This is a genomic window from Streptomyces sp. P17 (assembly GCF_032436805.1).
Classification (GTDB): domain Bacteria; phylum Actinomycetota; class Actinomycetes; order Streptomycetales; family Streptomycetaceae; genus Streptomyces.
Map to the genome: position 1 here is coordinate 24,030 of NZ_JAVRBF010000045.1, position 22,412 is coordinate 46,441.

The following is a 22,412-nucleotide window of genomic DNA, read 5'->3' on the forward strand; positions in this document are numbered from 1 at the left end:
CCACGCGCTGACCAGGGAGTTGAGGAGAGACCCGCAGGTCAAACGGCTGTTGACAGCCGACGGCAGGAGGCCGGTAGGTTCGGCCGAGTCCACCACCGGACGCCCGACCAGGAATGCGTGAACGTTCCGGGAACTCGTCGCGACGCCGCTGGGTCAGGGACGGTGTGCCGCACCGGGGCACCGCCACTGGGAGCCAGGCTCAGCGCCCACGCCACGACGAGGGAACGTTCCGGCCGGTCGGGGAGGTGTGACCCGGGTGGGGCCCGGGCGCTCAGTAGACAACGGCTTTCGGTCGACCCGCAGCCAGCGGGCCCCAGGTCGGCCCGAAGGGCGCCGGGCCCCCATCCGCAGGGCGCGTGCATGATCCGAAAAGCAGATGGCTACCCCGCTCTTGTGCAATCGACACCACCATACGAACGTGATGTCACGTAATCGCAGGCCGCGCCCACTAAGGTGGAGCTTCTGCGGACGCACACGAAGGGGCAGCAGTGAACGACGGCGACGGGATCCGTGAGGCGGAGGCCTCGGGGAGGCGGTTCGGCCCGCTCGGCACCGCGTTGGTGATCATTCCGACCTACAACGAGGCGGAGAACATCAAGGCGATCGTCGGCCGGGTGCGCTCGGCCGTACCCGAGGCGCACATCCTCGTGGCCGACGACAACAGCCCCGACGGCACCGGCAAGCTCGCCGACGAACTGGCCGCCGGGGACGACCACGTCCAGGTGCTGCACCGCAAGGGCAAGGAAGGCCTCGGCGCCGCCTACCTCGCGGGCTTCCGCTGGGGGCTGGAGCACGGCTACGGCGTCCTGGTCGAGATGGACGCCGACGGCTCCCACCGCCCCGAGGAACTGCCCCGGCTGCTCACCGCGCTCAAGGGCGCCGACCTGGTCCTGGGCTCCCGCTGGGTGCCCGGCGGCCGGGTCGTGAACTGGCCCAAGAGCCGTGAGTTCATCTCCCGCGGCGGCAGTCTCTACTCCCGTATGGCCCTCGATCTGCCGCTGCGTGACATCACCGGCGGCTATCGCGCCTTCCGCCGCGAGACCCTGGAGGGCCTCGGCCTCGACGACGTCGCCTCCCAGGGCTACTGCTTCCAGGTCGACCTCGCCCGCCGCGCGGTCAAGGCCGGTTACCACGTCGTCGAGGTGCCCATCACCTTCGTCGAACGCGAGCACGGCGACTCCAAGATGAGCCGCGACATCCTCGTGGAGGCCCTGTGGCGGGTCACCACCTGGGGCGCGCAGGAGCGGGCGGGCAAGCTCCTCGGCCGTGTGAAGCCGCAGCCGCCCCAGTCGTAGTCCTACGGCCGCGCAGGCCCCGTTGATCGTCCCCTTATCCCGCACTGAGCCGGGCCCAGGCACACTGGATGCATGACGACTGGCGCACCGACTCCCACGCATCCCGCCCGGCCCCGGCGCTCCCGGCTGCGCACCTTCCTGCCGCTGGGCATCGCCGCCTGGCTGGTGCTGGAGATCTGGCTGCTCACCGTGGTCGCGGGCGCCGCGGGGGGCTTCACCGTCTTCCTGTTGCTGCTCGCCGGCCTGGTGCTCGGCACCGTGGTCGTCAAGCGGGCGGGCAGGCGCGCCTTCCAGAACCTCAACGAGGCACTGCAGCGCGGCGGCACCCCGGCCCCCTCCAGCGGCGGCAACGGCCTGATGATGCTCGGCGGTCTGCTGCTGATGCTGCCCGGCCTGATCTCGGACGCGATCGGTCTGCTGCTGCTGATCCCGCCGGTGCAGAAGGCCCTCGGGCAGTACGCGGAGCGCACTTTCGACCGCAGGCTCCGCCAGGCCGGCCCAGGCTCCCTGGGCGACGCCTTCCAGCAGGCTCGTATGCACCGGCCCGACGGGAAGGTCGTCCAGGGTGAGGTCATCCGGGACGAGCCGGGGGACGCCCCCGAGGGACCGCGGCCGCTGACGCACTGAGCCGGACGAAAAACCGAGGGCGCCGTACGCAGAACGTACGGCGCCCTCGGTCTTGTTGTGCTGTATCGGGGTTCCGGACCCGGTGGGACTAGGCCGACTTGCGGCTGTCCCTGGGGTGGACCGCGATGTTCATCGCGCCGGAACGCAGAACGGCCAGGCGCTCCTCAAGGACCTCTTCGAGTTCCTCGCGGGTGCGCCGCTCCATCAGCATGTCCCAATGCGTACGCGCGGGCTTGGCCTTCTTCTCCTCAGGGCCGTCGCCGTCTACGAGGAGTGCCTGGGCCCCGCAGACCTTGCACTCCCACTCCGGCGGGATCTCCGCCTCGACCGAGAAGGGCATCTCGAAGCGGTGCCCCTTCTCGCATGCGTACTCCACGGCCTGGCGCGGGGCCAGGTCGATGCCGCGGTCCGTCTCGTAGCTGGTCACCACGAGGCGCGTGCCGCGAAGAGCTCGCTCACTCATGAATCGTGCCTCCCGGGCTTGTCGCCCACAGGACAGGTGTCGCTGTCGTCGTCATCCGGTCAACGTCCGGTCGGCGGTAAAGATTCCCGTTCCGGGTCATGCGTCGCCGTCGTAGCCGCCCCTTGTTGTACCCACCGGCGCCCGGTTTGTCACATCTGCTAGCAGATGTCACCCAGCGTTTCGGCATCTTTGACGCGCAGTAACGGTACGCCTGGCAGGCCAAACGCGTACACTACAGCCCTTTCGCGCTGAACGCTAAATCCTTGCCGGAACGGGGTTTCCCGCGTCGCTGATCGCCTGCCGTACCGGGACCCGCGCGAGCAGCACGAACCCGATCACGAAGAAGGCCACCAGCGAGATGATCGCGTCCCGATAACTTCCGGTCAGTTGGTACGTGAGCCCGAACAACAGGGGGCCGAGCCAGCTCATCCCGCGGTCGCTCATCTCGTACGCCGAGAAGTACTCGGCCTCCTTGCCCGGCGGCACGAGATGGGAGAACAGGGAACGGGACAGGGCCTGGCTGCCGCCCAGCACCAGGCCGATCCCGGCCGCCAGCACGAAGAACCACACCGGTGCCCCGGCCGGCAGGAAGTACCCCGCCGCCAGTGTCACCGTCCATGCAATCAGCGACCCCAGAATCGTGCGCTTGGCGCCGTACGTCCGCGCGAGCCGCCCCATCAGCAGCGCCCCCGCCACCGCCAGCAACTGGACCAGCAGCACCGCGCCGATCAGCGTGGACTGGCCGAGCCCCAGCTCCTCGGAGCCGTAGATGGAGGCCTGGGAGATCACCGTCTGGATGCCGTCGTTGTAGACGAGGTACGCCAGCAGGAAGGCGAGCGTCAGCGGGTGGCGGCGCATGTCGCGGACGGTGGCCGCGAGCTGCCGGAAGCCGGGCGCGGTCGACCGCTCGCCGCAGGAGGAGCGGCGGTCGCGCAGCCGGAGCAGCGGTATCAGGGTGAAGGCACCCCACCACAGGCCCGCCGAGGCAAGGCAGATGCGGACGGCCGTCGTCTCCGAGACACCGAAGGAGTCGTGCGCGAGGTACAGCACCAGGTTCGCGATCAGAACCAGGGCGCCCGCCGCGTATCCGAAGGCCCAGCCCCGGGAGGACACCGCGTCGCGCTCCTCGGGCGGGGCGATCTGCGGCAGATAGGAGTTGTAGAGCATCATCGACACGGACTGTGCCGCGTTCGCGACGATCAGCAGGGCGCCGCCGAGCAGGTAGCGGTCGCCGTCGAGGAAGAACATGCCCGCCGTGGCCGCTGCCCCGGTGTACGCGGCCGCGGCCAGCAGCGGCTTCTTGCGGCCGCTGCGGTCGGCGGCGGCGCCCACCAGGGGCATCACCAGGACGGCCATGATCACCGACAGGGACACCGAGTAGGCGAAGAAGGAGCCGGCGCGCACCGGGATGCCGAGCGGGTGGACGAAGCCGTCCGCGTCGGCGGCCTGCTCGGCCACCGATGTCAGATAGGGGCCGAGGAACACGGTGAGCACGCTCGTCGAATAGACGGAGCACGCCCAGTCGTAGAAGTACCAGCCGCGCTGCTCGCGCCGCCGCCCCGCGACCTCCTCGGCGGCCGTCGTCCCCATGGTGCCGGTGTCCACCCGCGCCCTCGCTTCCCCGTCCGGGCCGCGGCCCGCCGAGGTCTCAGACCCAGACGCCCCGGTCCTCCATGACCTTGCGCAATGTCTCGATGTGATCGGTCATGATGCCATCGACCCCCAGGTCCAGGAGCCGGTGCATACGGTCCTCCTCGTTGACCGTCCACACGTGCACCTGGAGCCCGTGCGCATGGGCGGTGCGCACGAAGCGGTGGTCGACCACCTGGATGCCGGACTGCATCTCGGGCACCTGCGCGGCGACCGCCGAGCGGCGCACCGCCGCGGGCAGGCCCCAGGAACGCAGCCGCAGACTGAGCACCCCGCGCGTGCCGTACGACGTGGCCAGCTGAGTACCGGCCAGCCGCTGGGCGCGTACCACGCGGGCCTCGGAGAAGGAGCCGAGGCAGATGCGGTTCCAGGTGCCGGTGCGCTCGACCAGGTCGAGGAAGGGCAGCAGCGCGGACTCCGCCTTCACATCGACGTTCCAGCGCGCCTCGGGGAAGGCATCCAGGAGCTCCTCGAACAGCGGCACCGGCTCCTGGCCGGCCACGCGCGCGTGCCGTACGTCCGCCCAGGGCAGGTCGGCGATCTTGCCCGCACCGTCGGTCACCCGGTCCAGCGTCGAGTCGTGGAAGGCGACCAGCTTGCCGTCGCGGGTGGCGTGGACGTCGGTCTCCAGGTACCGGTAGCCCAGGTCCACCGCGCGACGGAACTGCAGCAGCGTGTTCTCCAGGCCGTCCGCCGCACCGCCCCGGTGGGCGAAGGGGATCGGACCGGGATGGTCGAGATAGGGGTGGCGTATGGGCGTGCTCACGGTCGCAGTATGGCGCGCCGGGGTTGACCCGTGGCAACGACCGTGCTGCCGCCGGGTGCCTGGTGGACGGCGAAGACGCGCAGGAAGAGCTGGGCGAGCGGGCCGATGGCCAGCGCGTACAGCAGGGTGCCCACGCCGATCGTGCCGCCCAGGAGGAAGCCGGAGACGACCACCGCGACCTCGATGCCCGTACGCATCAGCCGGATCGAGCGCCCGGTCCGCTGGTGCAGCCCGGTCATCAGGCCGTCGCGCGGGCCCGGTCCGAAGCGGGCGGCGATGTAGAGGCCGGTGGCCATGCCGTTGAGGACGATGCCGGCGATGAGAAGGGGTATCCGGACGGCGAGGGTGTGCACCTCCGGGAGGGCGGCCAGTGTGCCGTCCATGGCGATGCCGACGACGAAGACATTGGAGACGGTGCCGAGGCCGGGCCGCTGGCGCAGCGGGATCCACAGGAGCAGGACCGCGGCGCCCACGATGATCGACACAACGCCGATCGTCAGACCCGTCAACTCGGCCAGGCCCTGGTGCAGCACGTTCCAGGGTTCGAGGCCGAGACCGGCTTCCACGAGAAGGGCCGAGCTCGCTCCGTAGAGCGCGAGACCGACGTACAGCTGGATCAACCGTCGCCCGAGACGGCTTGTGGTGGACAAGAGGGTCCCCCCTGTGGTGGTAGTGGCCTGCTTCATGACACCCTGTGGCTTGAGGGGAATGGCCATCCATGGCCAATTCGGGGAAGGTGGACTGATTTCCATGGCGCAGTGGACCTCGGCGGTGGGACCGGCCCAGCTCGCCCGGCTGCTCAGCTCCCAGCAGGACCGCCCCGCGGGCCCCGGCACGCGCCGCCCGCCCGCCTATCGCGCGCTCGCCGACGGCATCCGGCTGCTGGTCCTGGAGGGCAGGGTGCCGGTGGCGGCGCGGCTGCCCGCGGAGCGTGAACTGGCGCTCTCCCTCTCCGTCAGCCGTACGACGGTCGCCGCGGCCTATGAGGCCCTGCGTGCCGAGGGCTTCCTGGAGTCCCGGCGCGGCGCCGGCAGCTGGACCGCTGTCCCGGCCGGAAATCCGCTTCCCGCGCGGGGCCTCGAACCCCTGCCGCCCGAGGCCCTCGGCTCGGTGATCGACCTCGGCTGCGCGGCGCTGCCCGCGCCCGAGCCGTGGCTCACCCGGGCCGTGCAGGGCGCCCTTGAGGAGCTGCCGCCGTACGCCCACACGCACGGCGACTATCCGGCCGGGCTGCCCGCCCTGCGCGCGATGATCGCCGAGCGGTACACCGCGCGCGGGATCCCCACCATGCCCGAGCAGATCATGGTGACCACAGGGGCGATGGGCGCCATCGACGCCATCTGTCATCTCTTCGCGGGGCGGGGCGAGCGGGTCGCCGTGGAGTCGCCGTCCTACGCCAACATCCTGCAGCTGATGCGGGAGGCGGGGACGCGGCTGGTGCCCGTCGCCATGGCCGAGGGGCTCAGTGGCTGGGACATGGACCGCTGGCGGCAGGTGCTGCGCGACGCGGCACCGCGGCTCGCCTATGTCGTCGCCGACTTCCACAATCCGACCGGCGCGCTCGCCGACGAGGACCAGCGGCGGCAACTGGTGGAGGCGGCGCGCTCCGCGGGGACGGTGCTCATCGCCGACGAGACGATGAGCGAGCTCTGGCTGGACGCCGAGGTGTCGATGCCGCGGGCGGTGTGCGCCTTCGATCCGGCCGGGGCCACGGTGATCACCGTCGGCTCCGCGAGCAAGGCGTTCTGGGCGGGGATGCGGATCGGATGGGTGCGGGCCGCCCCCGACGTGATCCGCAGCCTGGTCGCCGCGCGCGCCTATGCCGACCTGGGAACGCCGGTGCTGGAGCAGCTGGCCGTGAACTGGCTGTTCAGCACGGGGGGTTGGGAACAGGCCGTCGAGCTGCGCCGGATGCAGGCCCGCGAGAACCGGGAGGCGCTCGTCGGCGCCGTGCGGCGGGAGCTGCCCGAGTGGGAGTTCGAGGTCCCCAAGGGCGGGCTGACCCTGTGGGTCCGCACGGGCGGCCTGTCCGGCTCGCGGCTCGCGGAAGCGGGGGAGCGGGTCGGTGTCCGGGTACCGTCGGGGCCGCGCTTCGGGGTCGACGGCGCCTTCGAGGGGTATGTGCGGCTGCCGTTCACCGTGGGGGGCGCGGTCGCGGAGGAGGCGGCTGTACGGCTGGCCGCCGCGGCGCGGTTGGTGGAGAGCGGGGGCACGGGCGGCGGGGAGGGGCCTCGTACGTTCGTGGCGTGAGCGGCGTGAACCGCCTCGGCGGCTACGACAGGTGTGAAGGCTCCGCCGCGACTGGCTCCGCCGCTACGGGCTCCGGCTCCGGCCGCTGCTCCGGCTGTTGTTCCGAGTCCGCCGGGGTCGTGCGGGGAGGGAGCAGCTCCAGTACCGCCTGGCGGTGGGTGTCGGTGGTGGCGTCGTCGTAGGGGTCCGGGGTGGCCGGGACCTGGAGGCGGAGGACCGGACCCGTGCCCAGGCGGGCGTAGCCGCGGCCCGGGGGGACCTGGGTGATCGGGGTGGTGTGCGGGGGCGCGCCCAGGAACGCGGTCAGTTGTTCCGACGTCGTGGGGCCGAGTACGGCACGCGCGCGTGTGTGCTGGCGTACGGCGTCGCTCAGGAGTTCCGCGCTGTCGAACTGGTCGGCCACGACCACCGTGACGTTCGCCGCGCGGCCGTGCCGCAGCGGTACCTGGAGCAGGGACTGGGGGTCCCTGTGACCGTCGGTGGCGGCCAGGTGGGCGAAGGCGGTCGGGCGGTCCAGGAGGATCCACAGCGGGCGCTTGGTGTCCTCCGGCGGCGGGTGACCGGCCTGACGGGCTCGGTTGGCCGCGATGAGCCGGCGTTCCGTCTCGTGCGCGGCCCACTCCAGGCTGGCCAGCGCTCCGGCCAGCGCGCACTCCACGGCGAGGACGCCGTCGCGGCCGGTCAGGCACGCGTACTCGCCGGTGGCGCCGCCCTCCACGATGACGACATCGCCGTACTGGAGGGCCTGGAGGGCGATCGAGCGGAGCAGGGTGGAGGTGCCGCTGCCGGGCTGGCCCATGACCAGCAGATGGGGCTCGGTGGAGCGGACGCCGGTGCGCCAGACGACCGGCGGCATGTCGCGCTGCTCCTCGCCGTGGGTGAGGGGGAGCGTGCGCTGGACCTCGCCGGGGTCGGTGAAGCCGAGGACCGTCTCGCCGGGGGCCGTGACGAAACGCTGGGCGGCGATGTCGGTGGGCAGCGGCGGCAGGACGGCGAGGGAGAGCTGGTTGCCCTCCTCGTCCCAGACGAAGCGGTACTCCCGGCCGCGACCCGACTTCGCGGTGAGCAGATGCTCGATCCGCGCGCGGGCCTCGGGCTCGCCGTCGGTGAAGTAGGCGGGGTAGCGGATCGTGAGGCTCGTGACGCGGCCCGAGGCGTCGAACTCGTACTCGGGGAAGGCGTTCTCCCACTCGCCGCCATGGGCGTACAGGGGGGCCGGGTCCTCCGGGGCCGAGAAATACGGCACCAGTGCTTCGTACAGCGACTTCAGGCGTTCCGTCTGGGACTCGTCCGGGCCCTCGGGGGCCGACGGGGCGCGGTCCCGGCCCTGCCAGGCTGCCGCCGCCATCAGCGTGATGACGGCGAGCAGCGGGCCGTACGGGGCGAGCGCAACGACCAGGATCACCGAGGCCACCAGGAACAGCAGCGGCCCGCGCTTGTCCTTGGGGGTGTCGGCCCACTTGCGCCGCCCGGCCGATGCCAGCCGGCGCAACCCGCGGGTGATCGTGATCAGCGGGTGGAGGACGTCGGTGGCGCTGTCGGCCGCCGTCCGGGCCAGCTCCCGGCTCCGGGCGATCTGCGCGCTGCCTGTGCTCAGGATGCGGGGGAGGGGGCGCCGGGCCACTGCTGTCTCCTGAAGGTGCGTACGGACGTGAGGGGCGTCAGAACTTGATGCCGCCGAGGAGGCTCGCCAGGCTCTCGCCGCCGGCCTTGATGCTCGGCGCGATGGCCGTGCTGGCCAGGTAGAAGCCGAAAAGGGCGGCCACCAGGGCGTGGGAGGCCTTGAGTCCGTCCTTTTTGAAGAAGAGGAAGACGATGATGCCGAGCAGGACCACGCCTGAGATGGACAGGATCATTTGAGTTCTCCTGGTTCGTGGGGACAGTCACCATGAGTACTTCCAGGATCACAGGATGTATCCATACGATAAAAGGTGCAACTGGGTGAATTTCGGCAGATTTCCCCCGGTTGGCGGGGTGGTCCTGCGCCGGACGAGCTGGGGTCTTGCGTCCGACCGGGTTCGTGGTGATCTTTACCTCGGGCACATCGGGTCATGTGCCCCGCGAGCCAGTACCCTGGCGATTCACCTGAACGGTTGTATGGAGAGGCGGACCGGCGATGAGTGAAGCCCCCGACCCCGAGGTCGTGGAGCTGGCGACCAAGATCTTCGATCTGGCCCGGCAGGGGCGGACCGAGGCACTCGTGGCGTATCTCGACGCGGGCGTTCCGGCCAACCTCACCAACGACCGAGGCGACTGCCTGGTGATGCTTGCCGCCTACCACGGCCACGCCGAGGCGGTGCGTGCGCTCCTCGCGCGCGGCGCCGAGGCCGACCGGATCAACGACCGAGGCCAGACCCCGCTCGCCGGGGCCGTGTTCAAGGGCGAGACAGACGTCATCAAGGCTCTTCTGGAGGGCGGCGCCGACCCGTCGGCGGGCACTCCGTCGGCCGTCGACACCGCCCGGATGTTCGGCAAGACGGAACTGCTGGAATTGTTCGGCGCACCCTGATCCGACGCTCTGACCAGCTACGACACAGAAAACGGGGAAGGCGGTAAGGGGCCGCCGAAATTTCGGTCGCGGCAGATGGAACTGCCGAGTCATCATGACGTCGTGATTCACGGACGCGATGGCTGGGCAGGTGTTGCCGCACCGCGCGGGCCGTGATGCGGTCCGCATGGGCCACCGACGAGAGGCAGAGGAAGATGGCTTACAGCAAGCAGGAAACGGCGGGCGCCCCGACGTGTTGTCACGCGGCCAGGTAGAGCACGTCCCCGGTTGCGTCGACGCTTGATGTGAGGCTGTTTCCCATGTTCGATCCGGTCATAGCGCCCAGCGGTACGCTGCTCGGCCTGCTCCAGAGGGGCCGCGGCGACGGCACGCTGCACGCGCTCACCGCACCGCGGGCCGAGGCGCTCGCGGCGCTGAACCACTGCGTGCTGAGCGACCCCCGCCACGACTGGCAGGTGGAGAACCGCTCCCTGTACTACGCCCGGCTCTTCCTCGACCTGAACGGCGAGCTGGACGAGATCGAGGCCCATCTCTTCGACGTCGAGGACGTCTTCGACACCGAGGAGTCACGCACCGGCCTCACCCTGGCCGTCCTCGGCCACCTCGCCTCCTATGGCAGGCGGGACGCGCTCGCCCTGCTGCGCAGGTACGCCGCCACGGGCGCCAACTGGGCCTGGGCCCTGGACGAGCTCGCGCTGCGCGACGACGACGCCGGACTGCGCGCCCTCGCCGCGCCCGTCCTGGCCCGCTTTTCCACCGACGCCGAGGGCGAGGCCGAGCTGGCCGCCGCCGTACGCGACGCTTTTGAGCCACGGCCCTGGCGGCTGTGGGCGGAGGATCCGCGCGAATCGATCGCCACGCGCGTGCGTGCCGCTCAGGAGACCGGCTGTTTCGACCGCTGGCAACGGCAGATGAGCCCCACCGGGCCACGCCCGGGGTGGAGCGTGCGGGCCGTCTTCGAGTGGGCCCAGCAGGGCATCGATCGCGGCGCCGCGCTCCATGTGCCCGCCGCCCGGTGCCTCACCGCCGTCGCTGGTCCCGAAGACCGGCCCGAGATCCTCCAGGCCGCCAAGGACGGCACCGAGGGCGCCCGCTGCACCGCCCTGCGCTACCTCGCCGACAGCAATGACCCGGACGCCCTCGACCTGATCGAGGCGGCCGTGACGACAGGTCCGCCGTCCGTCGTGGAGGCCGCCGTCGACGCCTTCGAACGGATGCGCAGTGTCGCCGCCGTCGACCGGGCCCGCGGCTGGGCCCGCCGCCCCGATCCGCTGGGCGCCTCCGCCGGACGCATGCTCGCCTGCCGCGGCGGGGCCCAGGACAGCGACCTGGTCCTCGCGGCGCTGCGGGAGGCCGTCCGGGGCGAGGGGCCCGACGCGAAGACCCTCTGGACCCTCGTGGACGGCACCGGCCGGCTGGGCATCGCCTGCGCGGCCCCCGTCCTGCGCCATATCTACCGCGAGACCGCCTCCTCCCATCTCCGCGGCCGCACCGCCCGCGCCCTGGCCGCGACCGATCCCTCCTTCCCGTCCGGCTTCGCCGTCGAGTGTCTCTGGGACTGCGAGGAGACCACCCGCGAGATCGCCGCCCGGCATGCCGAGACCGGGGACAACCGCGTCGTGGAGCGACTGCGCCGGCTCGCCGCCGACCCGGCGGAGGAGGACGAGGTCCAGACAGCCGTTCGCAGCCGATTCGGGCCTGACACGGCCGCCGGGTGAACGAGGGGTGACCCGCGGGTCAGGCGGGCATGGACGCGGCCTGACCTGCTCGGGTGTGCAGCGCAACGCTCATGGGACGTTCCCTGTTCGGAAAGATCCACGTTGACGCGGCCACGTCCAGCACGGCGACAACACGGGTATGCGTGTCGTCATCGTGACCGAATCCTTTCCCCCCGATGTGAACGGCGTGGCCCACTGCGCGCTCCAGACCGCCCGACACCTCGTCGATCGCGGTCACGCCCCCGTCGTCGTCGCCCCGGCCCCCGCTCCCGGGAGCAAGCTCGGCGCTCTCGCGCCGTGCCCCGTCGTCCATGTCCCCTCCCTTCCGCTCCCCGGCTACCCCCAGGTGCGCGTCGCCCTCCCCAGCAGGCGCCTCGCCTCGACGCTGATCGAGCACAACGCCGACATGGTCCACCTGGCCAGCCCCTTCATCATCGGCGTCCGCGGCATGGCCGCCGCCGCCCGGCTCGGCATCCCCGCCGTCGCCGTCTACCAGACCGACCTGGCCGGATACGCCCGTACCTACGTGGGCGCCGGCGAGGCCGCGGCCTGGCGCCGTATCCGCGCCGTCCACTCCGCCGCCGACCTCACCCTCGCCCCGTCCAGCCCCTCCCTGCACGACCTGGAGGCCCATGGCGTGCCCCGGGTCAAGCTGTGGCCGCGCGGTGTGGACACCGTCCGCTTCCGCCCCGGCCTCCGGGACGACGCCCTGCGCCGGGAGCTCGCCCCGAACGGCGAGCTGATCGTCGGCTACGTCGGCCGGCTCGCCCCCGAGAAGCACATCGAACTGCTGGCCGACGCCGGCCGCCTGGACGGCGTCAAGGTCGTGATCGTGGGCGACGGACCGAGCCGCCCCAACCTGGAGCAGGCGATGCCCGGCGCGGTCTTCCTGGGCCGCCGCACCGGCGACGACCTCGCGCGGATCTTCGCCTCGCTGGACGTCTTCGCGCACACCGGCCCCTTCGAGACCTTCTGCCAGACCGTGCAGGAGGCCATGGCCAGCGGTGTTCCCGTCGTCGCGCCCGCCGCAGGTGGCCCGCTGGACCTGGTCGCCCACGGGCGCACCGGCCTGCTCTTCCCGGCCGGTGACGCCAATGCCGTACGTGAGGCGGTGCGGGCACTTCAGGCCGACCCCGCCATGCGGACGGCCTACGGCACCGCCGCGCGCGCCATGGTCGAGGGGCGCACCTGGGCGGCCGTCGGCGACCAGCTCATCGGCCACTACGCCGACGTGCTGGCCGGTCGCAGGGCAAAGGTGGCGGCGGCGTGAACGAGTCACTGCGCATCGTCCGGCTCGCGAACTTCGTCGCGCCCGCCTCCGGCGGACTGCGCACGGCCCTGCGCGAGCTCGGCAAGGGCTTCAAGGCGGCCGGGCACGAGCCGGTGCTCATCGTGCCCGGCGAGCGCCACACCGACCAGGAGACCGAGCAGGGCCGCGTCATCACCCTGCCCGGGCCGCTGCTGCCCGGCACCGGCGGCTACCGCGTCCTGACCGACAAGCGGCGCGTTGCCGCCCTCCTGGAGGAACTCGGCCCGGACCGCCTGGAGGTGTCCGACCGTACGACGCTGAGGTGGACCGGCAAGTGGGCGCGACGCGCGCGCGTGCCCTCCGTGATGGTCTCCCACGAGACCGCCGACGGCGTCCTGCGCACCTGGGGCGTGCCCGAGGGCGCGGCCCGCCGTGCCGCCGACGCCCTCAACGTCCGTACGGCCCACACCTACTCGCGCGTGGTGTGCACCACGGAGTTCGCCGAGCGGGAGTTCATACGGATCGGCGCCCGTAACGTCGTACGCGCTCCGCTCGGCGTCGACCTGGTGCAGCGGCACCCCGCCATGCGCGACGCGGGGCTGCGTGCTCGGCACGCGCGCGCGGACGAGGCGCTGCTCGTCACCTGCACCCGGCTGTCGGTGGAGAAGCGGCCCCAGACCGCACTGGACGCGCTGGAGGCGCTGCTCGGCCGTGGGCGGCGGGCGGTGCTCGTGGTGGCCGGGGACGGCCCGCTTCGGCAGCGCCTCGAACAGCGGGCGCGGGAGCGCGGGCTGCCGGTGACCTTCCTCGGGCATGTCTCCGACCGGGCCATGCTCGGGGCGCTCCAGGCATCGGCGGACGTGTGCCTGGCTCCGGGGCCCGCGGAGACCTTCGGGCTCGCCGCCCTGGAGGCGATGGCGTGCGGTACGCCCGTGGCGGTCAGCACGTCGTCCGCGCTGCCCGAGGTGATCGGCTCCGCCGGGGCTGTCGCCGCGGACCACGGGGAGGCGTTCGCCGACGCCGTGGAGAAGCTCCTCGCCCGTCCCGAGGCCGAGCGGCGCGAGGCGGCACGCGCGCGTGCCGAGCTTTTCGGCTGGGACACCGCGGTCACCGCGTTCCTCACCGCGCACGACGTGCCTGTCCCCGGGCGGGCCCGGGTGCCGGAGGGCGTCGCATGAGACCCCTGCGCTTCGTCGCCCTCGGGGATTCACTGACCGAGGGCGTGGGGGATCCCGTCGGCCACGGGTGGCGCGGGTGGGCCGCGCTGCTCGCCGGCGGGCTCGCCGAACAAGCCGTGGACTTCACCAACCTCGCCGTCAGCGGGGCGCAGACACGGGAGGTACTGGAACGACAACTGCCCGAGGCGCTGGCGCTGCGGCCGGACGTGGTGTCCGTCGTCGTCGGCGTGAACGACACGCTGCGCTGCACCTTCGACATCCGGGCCGTGGCGGCGCGGTTGGACCAGGTGTACGCCGCGCTCACCGCGCAGGGGGCCGTCGTGCTGACGGCCTGTCTGCCGGATCCGGGGGCGATGCTCGGGCTTCCGGGGGCGCTGGGGCGTCCGCTGGCCCGGCGGCAGCGGGCGGTCAACACGGTGGTGCACGCGTTGTCCGAGCGGTATGACGCGGTGCATCTGCATGCCGCCGAGGGGGCCTGGCTCACCGACCGGGCGATGTGGAGTGCGGACCGGCTGCATCCGGGGGAGCGGGGGCATCGGCAACTGGCGGTCCGGTTTCATGCGTTGCTGGCGGAGGGCGGCCTTGCCACCGGCGTCGCGCCCGCGCCCGAGCCCGAGTTCCCGGCTCCGACCAAGTCGGCGAGTCTGTGGTGGCTGGCCACCGCGGGGACGGGGTGGGTGGCTCGGCGGTGCACCGATCTGCTGCCTCAGCTCTTGAGGCTGGCCATGGATGAGATGCGGTACCGCGCGCGGGGGACGAGTGCGCGGCTCGACCTGCGGACCGCGCACGCGGTGTCGGCGGCACTGGCTGCCTTGTCCGTGGCGGAGCAGCAGCCGGATGTGGCGTAGTCCGTCGTCTGCGGGTGGGTGGGTGAGGCTGGCCGAGCACTTCCCGCGACCCCCGGCCGGAGTCACTGCCCGCCTACGGCTATGAATCGGACCGGCGTTCCAGGCACCGCCTGGGCCGCCGCTGGTAGGTCCTGGGCTCGGACCACCGCGATCACCGGGTAGCCCCCGGTGGTCGGGTGGTCCGCCAGGAACACCACCGGTCTGCCGTCCGGGGGGACCTGGATCGCGCCCAGCACCATGCCCTCGCTGGGGAGTTCGCCGGTGACCGCTCGCTCCAGGACGGGGCCCTCCGTGCGCAGGCCGATGCGGTTGCTCGCGGGTGAGACGCGGTACGGGCGCGACGTGAAGGTTCTGACGGCAGCACGCGTGAACCAGTCGTCCCGGGGGCCGAGCGTCACGCGCAGGATCAACTCGGTGGGCGGGGACGGCTGGGGGGCTGTGTCCACGCGCGCGTGGAGGGCGGTCGGGTGTCCCAGGGGCAGCACCATGCCGTCCGTCAGGGGCGCGGGGCCCAGCCCTGACAGCAGGTCCGTGGAGCGGCTCCCGAGGACCGGGTCCACGGCGATGCCGCCGGAGACGGCCACATAGCTGCGGACGCCTGTGACTGCCGGGCCGATGTCCAGTACGGCCCCGGCGGGGACGCGTACCGGGGCGCCCCAGGCGACCGGGCGGCCGTCCACGGTGACGGCGCCGGGGGCTCCGCCGACCGCTGCGGTGACCGTCGAACGCGGGCGTACGGCAACGCCGTTGAGCGTGGTCTCCAGGACCGCCGCCTCGGGCGGGTTGCCCACGAGGCGGTTGACCAGGGCCGCCGCAGGGACGTCGAGGGCACCGGAGCGGGGCACGCCGAGGTGGGCGTGGCCGGGGCGGCCGGTGTCCTGGACGGTGGTGAGGACCCCCGCGCGGACGACGGCCAGGGCGCGGTCCGTCATGAAGACCTCACTGCGACGAAGCGCACGCGCGTGCCCGGTGCCAGCAGCGCCGCCGGCACGCGCGCGTGGTCCCACAGCACCGCGTCCGTGGTGCCGATCAGCTGCCAGCCGCCCGGTGACGAGCGCGGGTAGACGCCCGTGTACGGGCCGGCGAGGGCCACCGACCCGGCCGGGACGGCCGTGCGGGGGGTGTCCCGGCGCGGTACGTCGTAGCGCGGGGGCAGTCCGGTGAGGTAGCCGAAGCCGGGCGCGAATCCGCAGAAGGCCACGGTGAACTCCGTGTCCGCGTGGATGCGGGCCACCTCCGCCGGGGGCACCCCCCAGTGCGCGGCGACGTCCGCCAGGTCCGGGCCGTCGTAGCGCACCGGGAGTTCGACGGCCTCACGCGTGCGTGGAGGCGCGGCGGGCACCTCGGAGGCGGTGAGTTCGGATGCCAGGCGGGCCGGGTCCGTGACACCGTCGAGGAGGACCGTACGGGCGGCCGGGACGATCTCGCGGACGGACAGGGAGCCCTCCGCGCGGCGGCGCAGCAGCTCCGCGTGCAGTGCCTGGGCCTGCTCGCCCGAAGACACCTCGACAAGGAGGGCGTCGCCGCCGACGCGCAGCGCTTTCATGCGAAGGCCTCCACCCGGACCCCCGACCGCTGGAGCTGCTCGCGGACCCGGCGGGCGAGGTCCACCGCGCCGGGCGTGTCGCCGTGCAGGCACAGGGAGCGGGCCCGTACCTGGATGCGGGCCCCGGAGTGGGCGTCGACCTCGCCGAAGCGTGCCAAGCCGACCGAGCGGGCCACGACGGCGTCCGGGTCGGTGACGACGGCACCCGCCTGATCGCGCGGGACGAGGGTGCCCTCGTCGGTGTAGGCGCGGTCCGCGAACGCCTCCGTGACCGTCGGCAGCCCCGCCTTGGCGGCCAGCTCCAGCAGTCGGGAGCCGGGCAGCCCGAGGACGGGCAGCGTGGCGTCGGCGAGAAGCACTCCGTCGACGACCGCGCCCGCCTGCTCCTCGTCGTGCACCACGCGGTTGTAGAGCGCGCCGTGCGGTTTGACGTACGACACGCGCGTGCCGGCCGCGCGGGCGAAGACCTCCAGCGCGCCGATCTGGTACGCCACCTCGGCCGTGAGCTCCGCGGACGGCACGTCCATCGCGCGGCGCCCGAAACCCGCCAGGTCCCGGTAGGAGACCTGGGCGCCGATCCGTACCCCGCGCGCGGCCGCCGTTTCGCACACCCGCCGCATGGTGGCCGCGTCCCCGGCGTGGAACCCGCAGGCCACGTTGGCGCTGGTGACGACGGACAGCAGCCGCTCGTCGTCGGTGAGCCGCCAGCGGCCGAATCCCTCGCCGAGGTCGGCGTTCAGATCGATCGAGGTCATGGGTCTCCTGTCAGGCGGCGGTCAGTACGCGGTACTGCTCGTCGCGGGCGTCGGTGAGGAACATCTGGCCCGGCGCGTGGGTGATGGCGAACGGCGGGCGGGAGGCCGTCACGGCCGCCTGCGGGGTCACTCCGCAGGCCCAGAACACCGGGATGTCGTCGGGCGCGATCTCCACCGGGTCCCCGAAGTCGGGGCGGCCGAGGTCGTCGATGCCGAGAACCGAGGGATCGCCGCAGTATACGGGGCTGCCGTGCACCGCCGGGAGCAGACTGCTCTCGCGGATCGCCGCGCCCAGATGCTGCGGCGGCACCGGGCGCATCGACACCACCATGGGGCCGTGGAGCCGTCCCGCGGAGCGGCACTGACGGCCCGTCACATACATCGGGACGTTCCGGCCCTGCTCGATGTGGCGGATCGGGACCCCCGCCTGCGCCAGCGCCCACTCGAAGGTGAAGCTGCACCCGATCAGGAACGACACCAGATCGTCCCGCCAGTACGCGCGCACGTCCGTCGGCTCGGCCGTCAACTCGCCGTCCTGCCATACCCGGTAGCGCGGCAGATCGGTGCGCAGATCGGCGCCCTCGGCGAGGACGGTGGTGTGCGATCCGGCGTCCGTGACGTCGAGCACCGGACATGGCTTCGGGTTGCGCTGACAGAACAGCAGCATGTCGTACGCCCAGTCGGCGGGCACCGAGATCAGGTTGACCTGGGTGTGCCCCGCGGCGACTCCGGCCGTGGGGCCCGTGAGCCCCGCGCGGAAGCGGGTGCGCGCGTCCGCCGGCCGCCACGCGTGCGCGTGTTCGTCGACGAGGATCAAGGGGTGGTCGTCCGTGCGGTTCACGCGAGCTCCTTCCCGCGCGTCTCCGGCAGCCCGAACAGCGCCAGCGCGGCCAAGCCGTAGCCGATCGCGCCGAAGACCAGCGCGCCGCCCACGCCCCAGCTGTCGGCCAGGAAACCGACCGTCGTCGGGAAGACGGCACCCACCGCGCGGCCTGTGTTGTAGGTGAAGCCCTGTCCGGTGCCGCGCACCGCCGTCGGATACAGCTCGCTCAGGAAGGACCCGAAGCCGCTGAAGATCGCCGACATACAGAACCCGAGCGGGAAGCCCAGCACCAGCAGCAGGGTGTTGGCGCCGCTCGGGATGTTCGCGTAGGCCAGGATGCAGACCGCCGACAGCAGGGCGAACAGCCAGATGTTGCGGCGGCGGCCGAGACGGTCGGTCAGGTAGCCGCCGGTCAGATAGCCGAGGAAGGCGCCCGAGATCAGGAAGGTCAGATAGCCGCCCGTACCGACGACCGACAGGTCGCGCTCCGTCTTCAGGTACGTCGGCACCCATGTGGCCAGGGTGTAGTAGCCGCCTTGGACGCCAGTGGAGAGCAGCACGGCGAACACCGTAGTGCGCAGCATGCCCGGCTTGAAGATGGCCGTGAACGAGCCCTTCCCGGCACTGTGCTCGCGTACGGCGACCGCCTGGGGCGCGTCGTGCACGCGGCGGCGCATCCAGACCACGAGCAGCGCGGGCAGCGCGCCGGTCCAGAACATCACGCGCCAGGCCAGGTCGTCGCCGAGCAGCGAGAACACCAGCGTGTACATGATCGCGGCCAGGGCCCAGCCCACGGCCCAGGAGCTCTGGATCGCCCCGAGGGTGCGGCCCCGGTGCTTGGCGCTCGCGTACTCGGCGACCAGGATCGCGCCGACCGCCCACTCGCCGCCGAAGCCGAGGCCCTGGAGGCCGCGGAAGACCAGCAGGGTCTCGTAGTTGGGCGCGAATCCGCAGGCGACGGTGAAGACCGCGTAGGTGATGACGGTGATCATCAGCGCCTTGACACGGCCGATCCGGTCCGCCACCACGCCCGCGAGGGCGCCGCCGACCGCGGAGACCACCAGCGTGACGGTGGTGAACAGGCCCGTCTGGCCGCTGTCCAGGCCGAAGTACGCGGCCAGCGCCACCATGCTCAGCGGCAGCGTGAAGTAGTCGTAGGAGTCCAGGGCATAGCCGCCGAAAGCGCCGGCGAAGGCGCGGCGGCCCCGCGGTCCCAGGGCGCGCAGCCAGCCCAACGCGCCTTCGTCGTCGGCGTGTTGGGCGCTGGCGGTACGGGCGTCGGTGGTGGGTGGGGTCGTGCTCATGCGCACCTCGCAGAGGGAGGACGAAGGGTGCTGGGGACTGAGCCGTGCCGTGCGGAAGCGAGCGGCGCCGTGGTGAGGGAGGCGGCGCCGTGCGTAGCAAGGTAGAGGATCGTTGAACGATCCCTCAATACCCACGTTGTTTCGTTCTTGTATCTGCGATTGAATTCCGGGCATGGCAGAGCAGCTGACGGGTCTGGCCGACGACCGCGCCCTCCTGGGCCGCACCAGCACCGCCGAGCGGGTCTCGGACATCCTCAGGACCCGGATCGCCGAGGGGTACTTCCCGCCCGGCACCCGTCTGTCGGAGGACAGCATCGGCGGCGCCCTCGGCGTCTCCCGCAACACGCTGCGCGAGGCGTTCCGCCTGCTCACCCACGAGCGCCTGCTCGTTCACGAGCTGAACCGGGGCGTCTTCGTCCGGGTCCTGACCGTCGAGGACGTCGAGGACATCTACCGCACCCGGAGCCTCGTCGAGTGCGCCGTCGTGCGAGGGCTCGGGGAGCCGCCGTACGCGCTGGACGATCTCGACGAAGCCGTCGGAGAGGGGCAGCGGGCGGCGCGCGAAGGTGACTGGAACGGAGTGGGTACGGCCAATATCCACTTCCACCGGGAGCTGGTGGTCCTGGCGGGCAGCGCCCGCACCGACGAACTGATGCGCAGCGTCTTCGCCGAACTGCGCCTCGCCTTCCATGTCGTGGACGACCCGCGGCGGCTGCACGAGCCCTATCTGGTCCGCAACCTGGAGATTCTCCAGGCCCTCCAGGGCGGGGACCGGGACAGGGCGGAGCGGCTGCTCGCGGTCTATCTCGACGACTCGCTCCAGCGGGTCGTGGAGGTCTACCGGCGCCGGGTGGGCGAGGACGGGACCGGGCTCGGCTGAGGTCTCTCGCGGGCTGTCGTGCCGTTGCGACGGCCGTCGCTTCTGAGTCGTTTGGGTCGTTGTCAGACCTAGGACCTAGTCTGTGCACCGTGACTTCGCCTGCATCGACGGACAGCGTTCCGCCCCAGCTCAGCGCGGGACCGCGCCCCGCGTTGGGCCCGGCCGCCGACGAGGGCCTGGCGCGGCGCCTGCGCGCGCTCGCCTGCACCGCCCCGCTGCACGACCTGGACGCGCGCAAGGCCAACCTGGCCGGCGAGTACTCGGTGTACGGCATGGCGGAGGTGGCGCTCGCCGCCATCGATCTGGTCACCCTGAACATGGACTTCGACACGGGCGCCGACCACGACCAGATAGTGGCCCGGCTCATCCCGCGCATCGCCGCCCAGGCCCCGCGCAGGCCCGTCGCCGAGCACGAGCGCGTGGCCCGCTGGGTGCTGGAGAACCTGATCAACGTCGGCAGCGTCGACCGCGGATTCCGTGCCGTTTACGGGACTTTCGCCCCCGATGGCACCTATGTCCGGCGTGACTACGACTTCAAGCTGATCGAGGAGGTGCCGGGCCCCGGCGGCACGGTGTACCTCCGTACGACGGACGAAGCGGTCAATGTCCTCGTCGGCGCGCTGGACACCGATGTCACCAGCGCCCAGATCGCCGCCGAGGTCAAGCTGGAGGTGCTGATCAGCCGCGGGCGCCTCGCCGACGCGCAGCTCGCCGCCGAGCAGGCCCGGTACCGGACCGTGCAGTACTCGGAAACCCTGCGCAGGGCCCTGGACGCGACCCGGCGCAATGTCCGCGCGGTGGACTGGCTTCAGACGGTGCCCGACATGATCGCCGAGGCGCTGGACCATGTCGCCGACCGGTACCGCCACGAGAACGCGATCCTCACCAACATCCGCAAGGCGCGGGACGAGTCCGAGGACCCCGAGCACAAGCGCCGCGCCGCCGAGCTCGTCGACATCGTCAAGGACTGCATCCGACGGCACACCCAGTTGCAGTCGCGACTGCTGGAGGCCGGGCCGCTGTTCCGCGCGGAACAGGACCGACAGGCCTTCGCCACACCGATGACGACGTCGGGCACAGACCTCTACGGCCATCTCGTCGCGCCCGTGCTGCCGCTGCCGGTCGAACAGGCGGTCCGGGTCACGGACGCGTTCTTCGGGCGCGGGACGGGACTGCGGACGCCCGTGTCGGTGCGGGTCAGCGACCTGGTGGACATACTGCTCACGCCGCCTGTGGAGCGGGAGCATCTCGGGGCGGAGATGCCCGAGCCGGATCTCATCGCCACGCCGGACGACAGCCGGTTCAGCGAGGAGCAGCTCGCCGCCGCGATGGAGCTGCTGGATCTGCCGGCGGACGCGCCACGACGACTTTCGGGTTTGCTGGCGCAGGCTCGTCGGTCGGATCCCGACCTGCCCTACCTGGTCGCCCTGTTGGCCGTCCACGCGGCCAGTCCGGCCGTCGGGACCGCCTATCGGCAGGGCGAGCAGAAGCTGTTGTTCGCCGTGGACGACGGGACCGAACTGGACGACCCCGAGTTCGGCGGGGCGGACCTGATCGTCGGGACGGCCCTGCTGGACGCCGCGGGGATGGCGGCGGACAGGACGGAAGCAGCATGAGTCGAGTGACAGCACAGCGAGGAGCCCAACCGTGAGCGAGCACGTCGAGTGGAGTGAGCCGGAGGCCGCCGCGCCCTCCGCGAGCGCCGCCGTCACGCCCGCAGACGCCGCCGACGCCGCGCGGCTCGTCGCCTTCGGGCTCCAGCCGAAGCTGCAGCCCGCGCGGGACCAGGAGTACACCGAGCTGCTGCGCCGGTACCGGGAGGACCCGCCGTTCGCACGGCTCGCGGACGCGGTGGCCGCCGGGCTCGGGCTCGTGGTGCTGGAGGTGTCCCCACGCGCGGGGATGGCGGTGACCGCCGCCGAGGACTCGGTGTTCGCCGTCCGCATGGGCGACTACGCCCGCCGGACCGCCGCCGATTCCGGCGACCGCTTCCTGCACGGCCTCGCCCACCTCGCTGTCGCCGCCCTGGCGTTCCCCCGGCCCGAGGACCTCGCCGGCGACGGCTACATCGGGCGCGTCTCCGTCAACGGCGTCGACGCCTTCGTACGGCAGGCCTGCCGGCGCCTGGAGGAGCGGGCCGAGGAACAGGGCGAGAACACCGACCCGGCCAGCGACGCACCCGGTCTGGAGGCCGCCTGGCGGATCTGGGCCAGACGCACCGCCACCGGCGCCACCAAGGACGCCCGCAGACTCGCCGGGTCCACCACCGGCATCGTCGGCAAGGCCGTCGCCTTCCTCACCGACTCCGGGTTCCTCCAACGGACCGGCGAGGACAACGGCGGTACGTACCGCACGACCGCCCGTTACCAGCTCCAGGTGCGCGACATGGCGGGCAGCGCCGCCATGGCCGAGCTGCTGGAGCTGGGCGTCGTCCCGGTCACCGACGGGACGGCGACACTGCTGCCGCCCGAGGAGAGCGACGACCTGGACCTGGTGGCCGACGCCGGACTGCCGTTCCACGCGCCCGCCCAGTCCTGAACTTCCCCGACCT

Annotated in this window: 22 protein-coding genes; 11 read left to right on the forward strand and 11 right to left on the reverse strand. The window is 72.2% G+C overall.

The window, feature by feature from the left end; genetic code table 11:
* The first annotated feature begins 488 nt into the window (after positions 1-488).
* Both RMT89_RS26980 and fxsA read left to right on the forward strand, forming a co-directional pair.
* Positions 489-1,295 (forward strand): polyprenol monophosphomannose synthase, encoded by an 807-nt coding sequence (locus tag RMT89_RS26980; protein WP_315886379.1) that lies wholly within the window; start codon positions 489-491, stop codon positions 1,293-1,295.
* 72 nt (positions 1,296-1,367) lie between these two features.
* Positions 1,368-1,922 (forward strand): FxsA family membrane protein, encoded by a 555-nt coding sequence (gene fxsA, locus RMT89_RS26985; RefSeq protein WP_315886380.1) that lies wholly within the window; start codon positions 1,368-1,370, stop codon positions 1,920-1,922.
* An 88-nt stretch (positions 1,923-2,010) separates the two neighbouring features.
* Here the strand turns inward: fxsA and RMT89_RS26990 are convergent, their stop codons facing one another.
* The 4 genes from RMT89_RS26990 to RMT89_RS27005 all read right to left on the reverse strand — a co-directional run bounded on the left by RMT89_RS26990 (position 2,011) and on the right by RMT89_RS27005 (position 5,487).
* Positions 2,011-2,385 (reverse strand): RNA polymerase-binding protein RbpA, encoded by a 375-nt coding sequence (locus RMT89_RS26990; RefSeq protein WP_003977404.1) that lies wholly within the window; start codon positions 2,383-2,385, stop codon positions 2,011-2,013.
* 255 nt (positions 2,386-2,640) lie between these two features.
* Positions 2,641-3,975 (reverse strand): MFS transporter, encoded by a 1,335-nt coding sequence (locus tag RMT89_RS26995; RefSeq protein ID WP_315886415.1) that lies wholly within the window; start codon positions 3,973-3,975, stop codon positions 2,641-2,643.
* Positions 3,976-4,033: 58 nt separating this feature from the next.
* Positions 4,034-4,801, reverse strand: coding sequence for a glycerophosphodiester phosphodiesterase (locus tag RMT89_RS27000; protein ID WP_315886381.1), 768 nt, complete (start codon positions 4,799-4,801; stop codon positions 4,034-4,036).
* On the reverse strand, positions 4,798-5,487 hold the full coding sequence (locus RMT89_RS27005; protein WP_315886382.1) for a hypothetical protein: 690 nt from the start codon (positions 5,485-5,487) through the stop codon (positions 4,798-4,800). Before RMT89_RS27005 ends, RMT89_RS27000 begins: the two co-directional genes overlap by 4 nt.
* A 64-nt stretch (positions 5,488-5,551) precedes the next feature.
* On the opposite strand from RMT89_RS27005, the gene RMT89_RS27010 reads away from it, so the two are divergent.
* On the forward strand, positions 5,552-7,051 hold the full coding sequence (locus RMT89_RS27010) for a PLP-dependent aminotransferase family protein (RefSeq protein ID WP_315886383.1): 1,500 nt from the start codon (positions 5,552-5,554) through the stop codon (positions 7,049-7,051).
* Positions 7,052-7,073: 22 nt separating this feature from the next.
* Here RMT89_RS27010 and RMT89_RS27015 read toward each other — a convergent pair whose 3' ends face one another.
* Both RMT89_RS27015 and RMT89_RS27020 read right to left on the reverse strand, forming a co-directional pair.
* Positions 7,074-8,675 (reverse strand): ABC transporter ATP-binding protein, encoded by a 1,602-nt coding sequence (locus tag RMT89_RS27015; RefSeq protein WP_315886384.1) that lies wholly within the window; start codon positions 8,673-8,675, stop codon positions 7,074-7,076.
* Between the two features lie 37 nt (positions 8,676-8,712).
* The gene (locus RMT89_RS27020; protein ID WP_015661880.1) at positions 8,713-8,907 is read right to left on the reverse strand and encodes a hypothetical protein; all 195 of its coding nucleotides are present in this window, start codon (positions 8,905-8,907) and stop codon (positions 8,713-8,715) included.
* Between the two features lie 260 nt (positions 8,908-9,167).
* On the opposite strand from RMT89_RS27020, the gene RMT89_RS27025 reads away from it, so the two are divergent.
* The 5 genes from RMT89_RS27025 (at position 9,168) to RMT89_RS27045 (ending at position 14,553) form a co-directional block, all read left to right on the forward strand.
* Positions 9,168-9,560: an ankyrin repeat domain-containing protein gene (locus RMT89_RS27025; protein ID WP_315886385.1), complete on the forward strand. Its 393-nt coding sequence runs from the start codon at positions 9,168-9,170 to the stop codon at positions 9,558-9,560.
* Positions 9,561-9,859: 299 nt separating this feature from the next.
* Positions 9,860-11,278, forward strand: coding sequence for a HEAT repeat domain-containing protein (locus RMT89_RS27030; protein WP_315886386.1), 1,419 nt, complete (start codon positions 9,860-9,862; stop codon positions 11,276-11,278).
* Positions 11,279-11,417: 139 nt separating this feature from the next.
* Complete coding sequence (locus RMT89_RS27035) at positions 11,418-12,548, forward strand: glycosyltransferase family 1 protein (RefSeq protein WP_315886387.1); 1,131 nt, start codon at positions 11,418-11,420, stop codon at positions 12,546-12,548.
* Positions 12,545-13,705 (forward strand): glycosyltransferase, encoded by a 1,161-nt coding sequence (locus RMT89_RS27040; RefSeq protein WP_315886388.1) that lies wholly within the window; start codon positions 12,545-12,547, stop codon positions 13,703-13,705. The genes RMT89_RS27035 and RMT89_RS27040 overlap by 4 nt, the downstream gene beginning before the upstream one ends.
* On the forward strand, positions 13,702-14,553 hold the full coding sequence (locus tag RMT89_RS27045; protein ID WP_315886389.1) for an SGNH/GDSL hydrolase family protein: 852 nt from the start codon (positions 13,702-13,704) through the stop codon (positions 14,551-14,553). Before RMT89_RS27040 ends, RMT89_RS27045 begins: the two co-directional genes overlap by 4 nt.
* A gap of 62 nt (positions 14,554-14,615) precedes the next feature.
* Here RMT89_RS27045 and RMT89_RS27050 read toward each other — a convergent pair whose 3' ends face one another.
* The 5 genes from RMT89_RS27050 to RMT89_RS27070 are packed head-to-tail and all read right to left on the reverse strand — an operon-like array spanning position 14,616 to position 18,981.
* The gene (locus RMT89_RS27050) at positions 14,616-15,485 is read right to left on the reverse strand and encodes a biotin-dependent carboxyltransferase family protein (RefSeq protein ID WP_315886390.1); all 870 of its coding nucleotides are present in this window, start codon (positions 15,483-15,485) and stop codon (positions 14,616-14,618) included.
* A complete protein-coding gene (locus tag RMT89_RS27055) occupies positions 15,482-16,099 on the reverse strand; it encodes an allophanate hydrolase subunit 1 (RefSeq protein WP_315886391.1) in 618 nt (205 codons plus the stop codon). The genes RMT89_RS27050 and RMT89_RS27055 overlap by 4 nt, the downstream gene beginning before the upstream one ends.
* The gene (locus tag RMT89_RS27060; RefSeq protein ID WP_315886392.1) at positions 16,096-16,854 is read right to left on the reverse strand and encodes a 5-oxoprolinase subunit PxpA; all 759 of its coding nucleotides are present in this window, start codon (positions 16,852-16,854) and stop codon (positions 16,096-16,098) included. The genes RMT89_RS27055 and RMT89_RS27060 overlap by 4 nt, the downstream gene beginning before the upstream one ends.
* A gap of 10 nt (positions 16,855-16,864) precedes the next feature.
* Positions 16,865-17,695, reverse strand: coding sequence for a putative hydro-lyase (locus tag RMT89_RS27065; RefSeq protein ID WP_315886393.1), 831 nt, complete (start codon positions 17,693-17,695; stop codon positions 16,865-16,867).
* The gene (locus RMT89_RS27070; RefSeq protein WP_315886394.1) at positions 17,692-18,981 is read right to left on the reverse strand and encodes an MFS transporter; all 1,290 of its coding nucleotides are present in this window, start codon (positions 18,979-18,981) and stop codon (positions 17,692-17,694) included. Before RMT89_RS27070 ends, RMT89_RS27065 begins: the two co-directional genes overlap by 4 nt.
* Positions 18,982-19,153: 172 nt before the next feature.
* Between RMT89_RS27070 and RMT89_RS27075 the strand changes: the two genes are divergently transcribed.
* From RMT89_RS27075 to RMT89_RS27085, 3 genes are all read left to right on the forward strand, one after another.
* Entirely contained in the window at positions 19,154-19,861 is a 708-nt protein-coding gene (locus tag RMT89_RS27075) for a GntR family transcriptional regulator (RefSeq protein WP_315886395.1), read from the forward strand.
* An 89-nt stretch (positions 19,862-19,950) separates the two neighbouring features.
* Positions 19,951-21,477 (forward strand): hypothetical protein, encoded by a 1,527-nt coding sequence (locus RMT89_RS27080; RefSeq protein WP_315886396.1) that lies wholly within the window; start codon positions 19,951-19,953, stop codon positions 21,475-21,477.
* A 31-nt stretch (positions 21,478-21,508) separates the two neighbouring features.
* Entirely contained in the window at positions 21,509-22,399 is an 891-nt protein-coding gene (locus RMT89_RS27085; protein WP_315886397.1) for a hypothetical protein, read from the forward strand.
* Positions 22,400-22,412 lie beyond the last annotated feature (13 nt).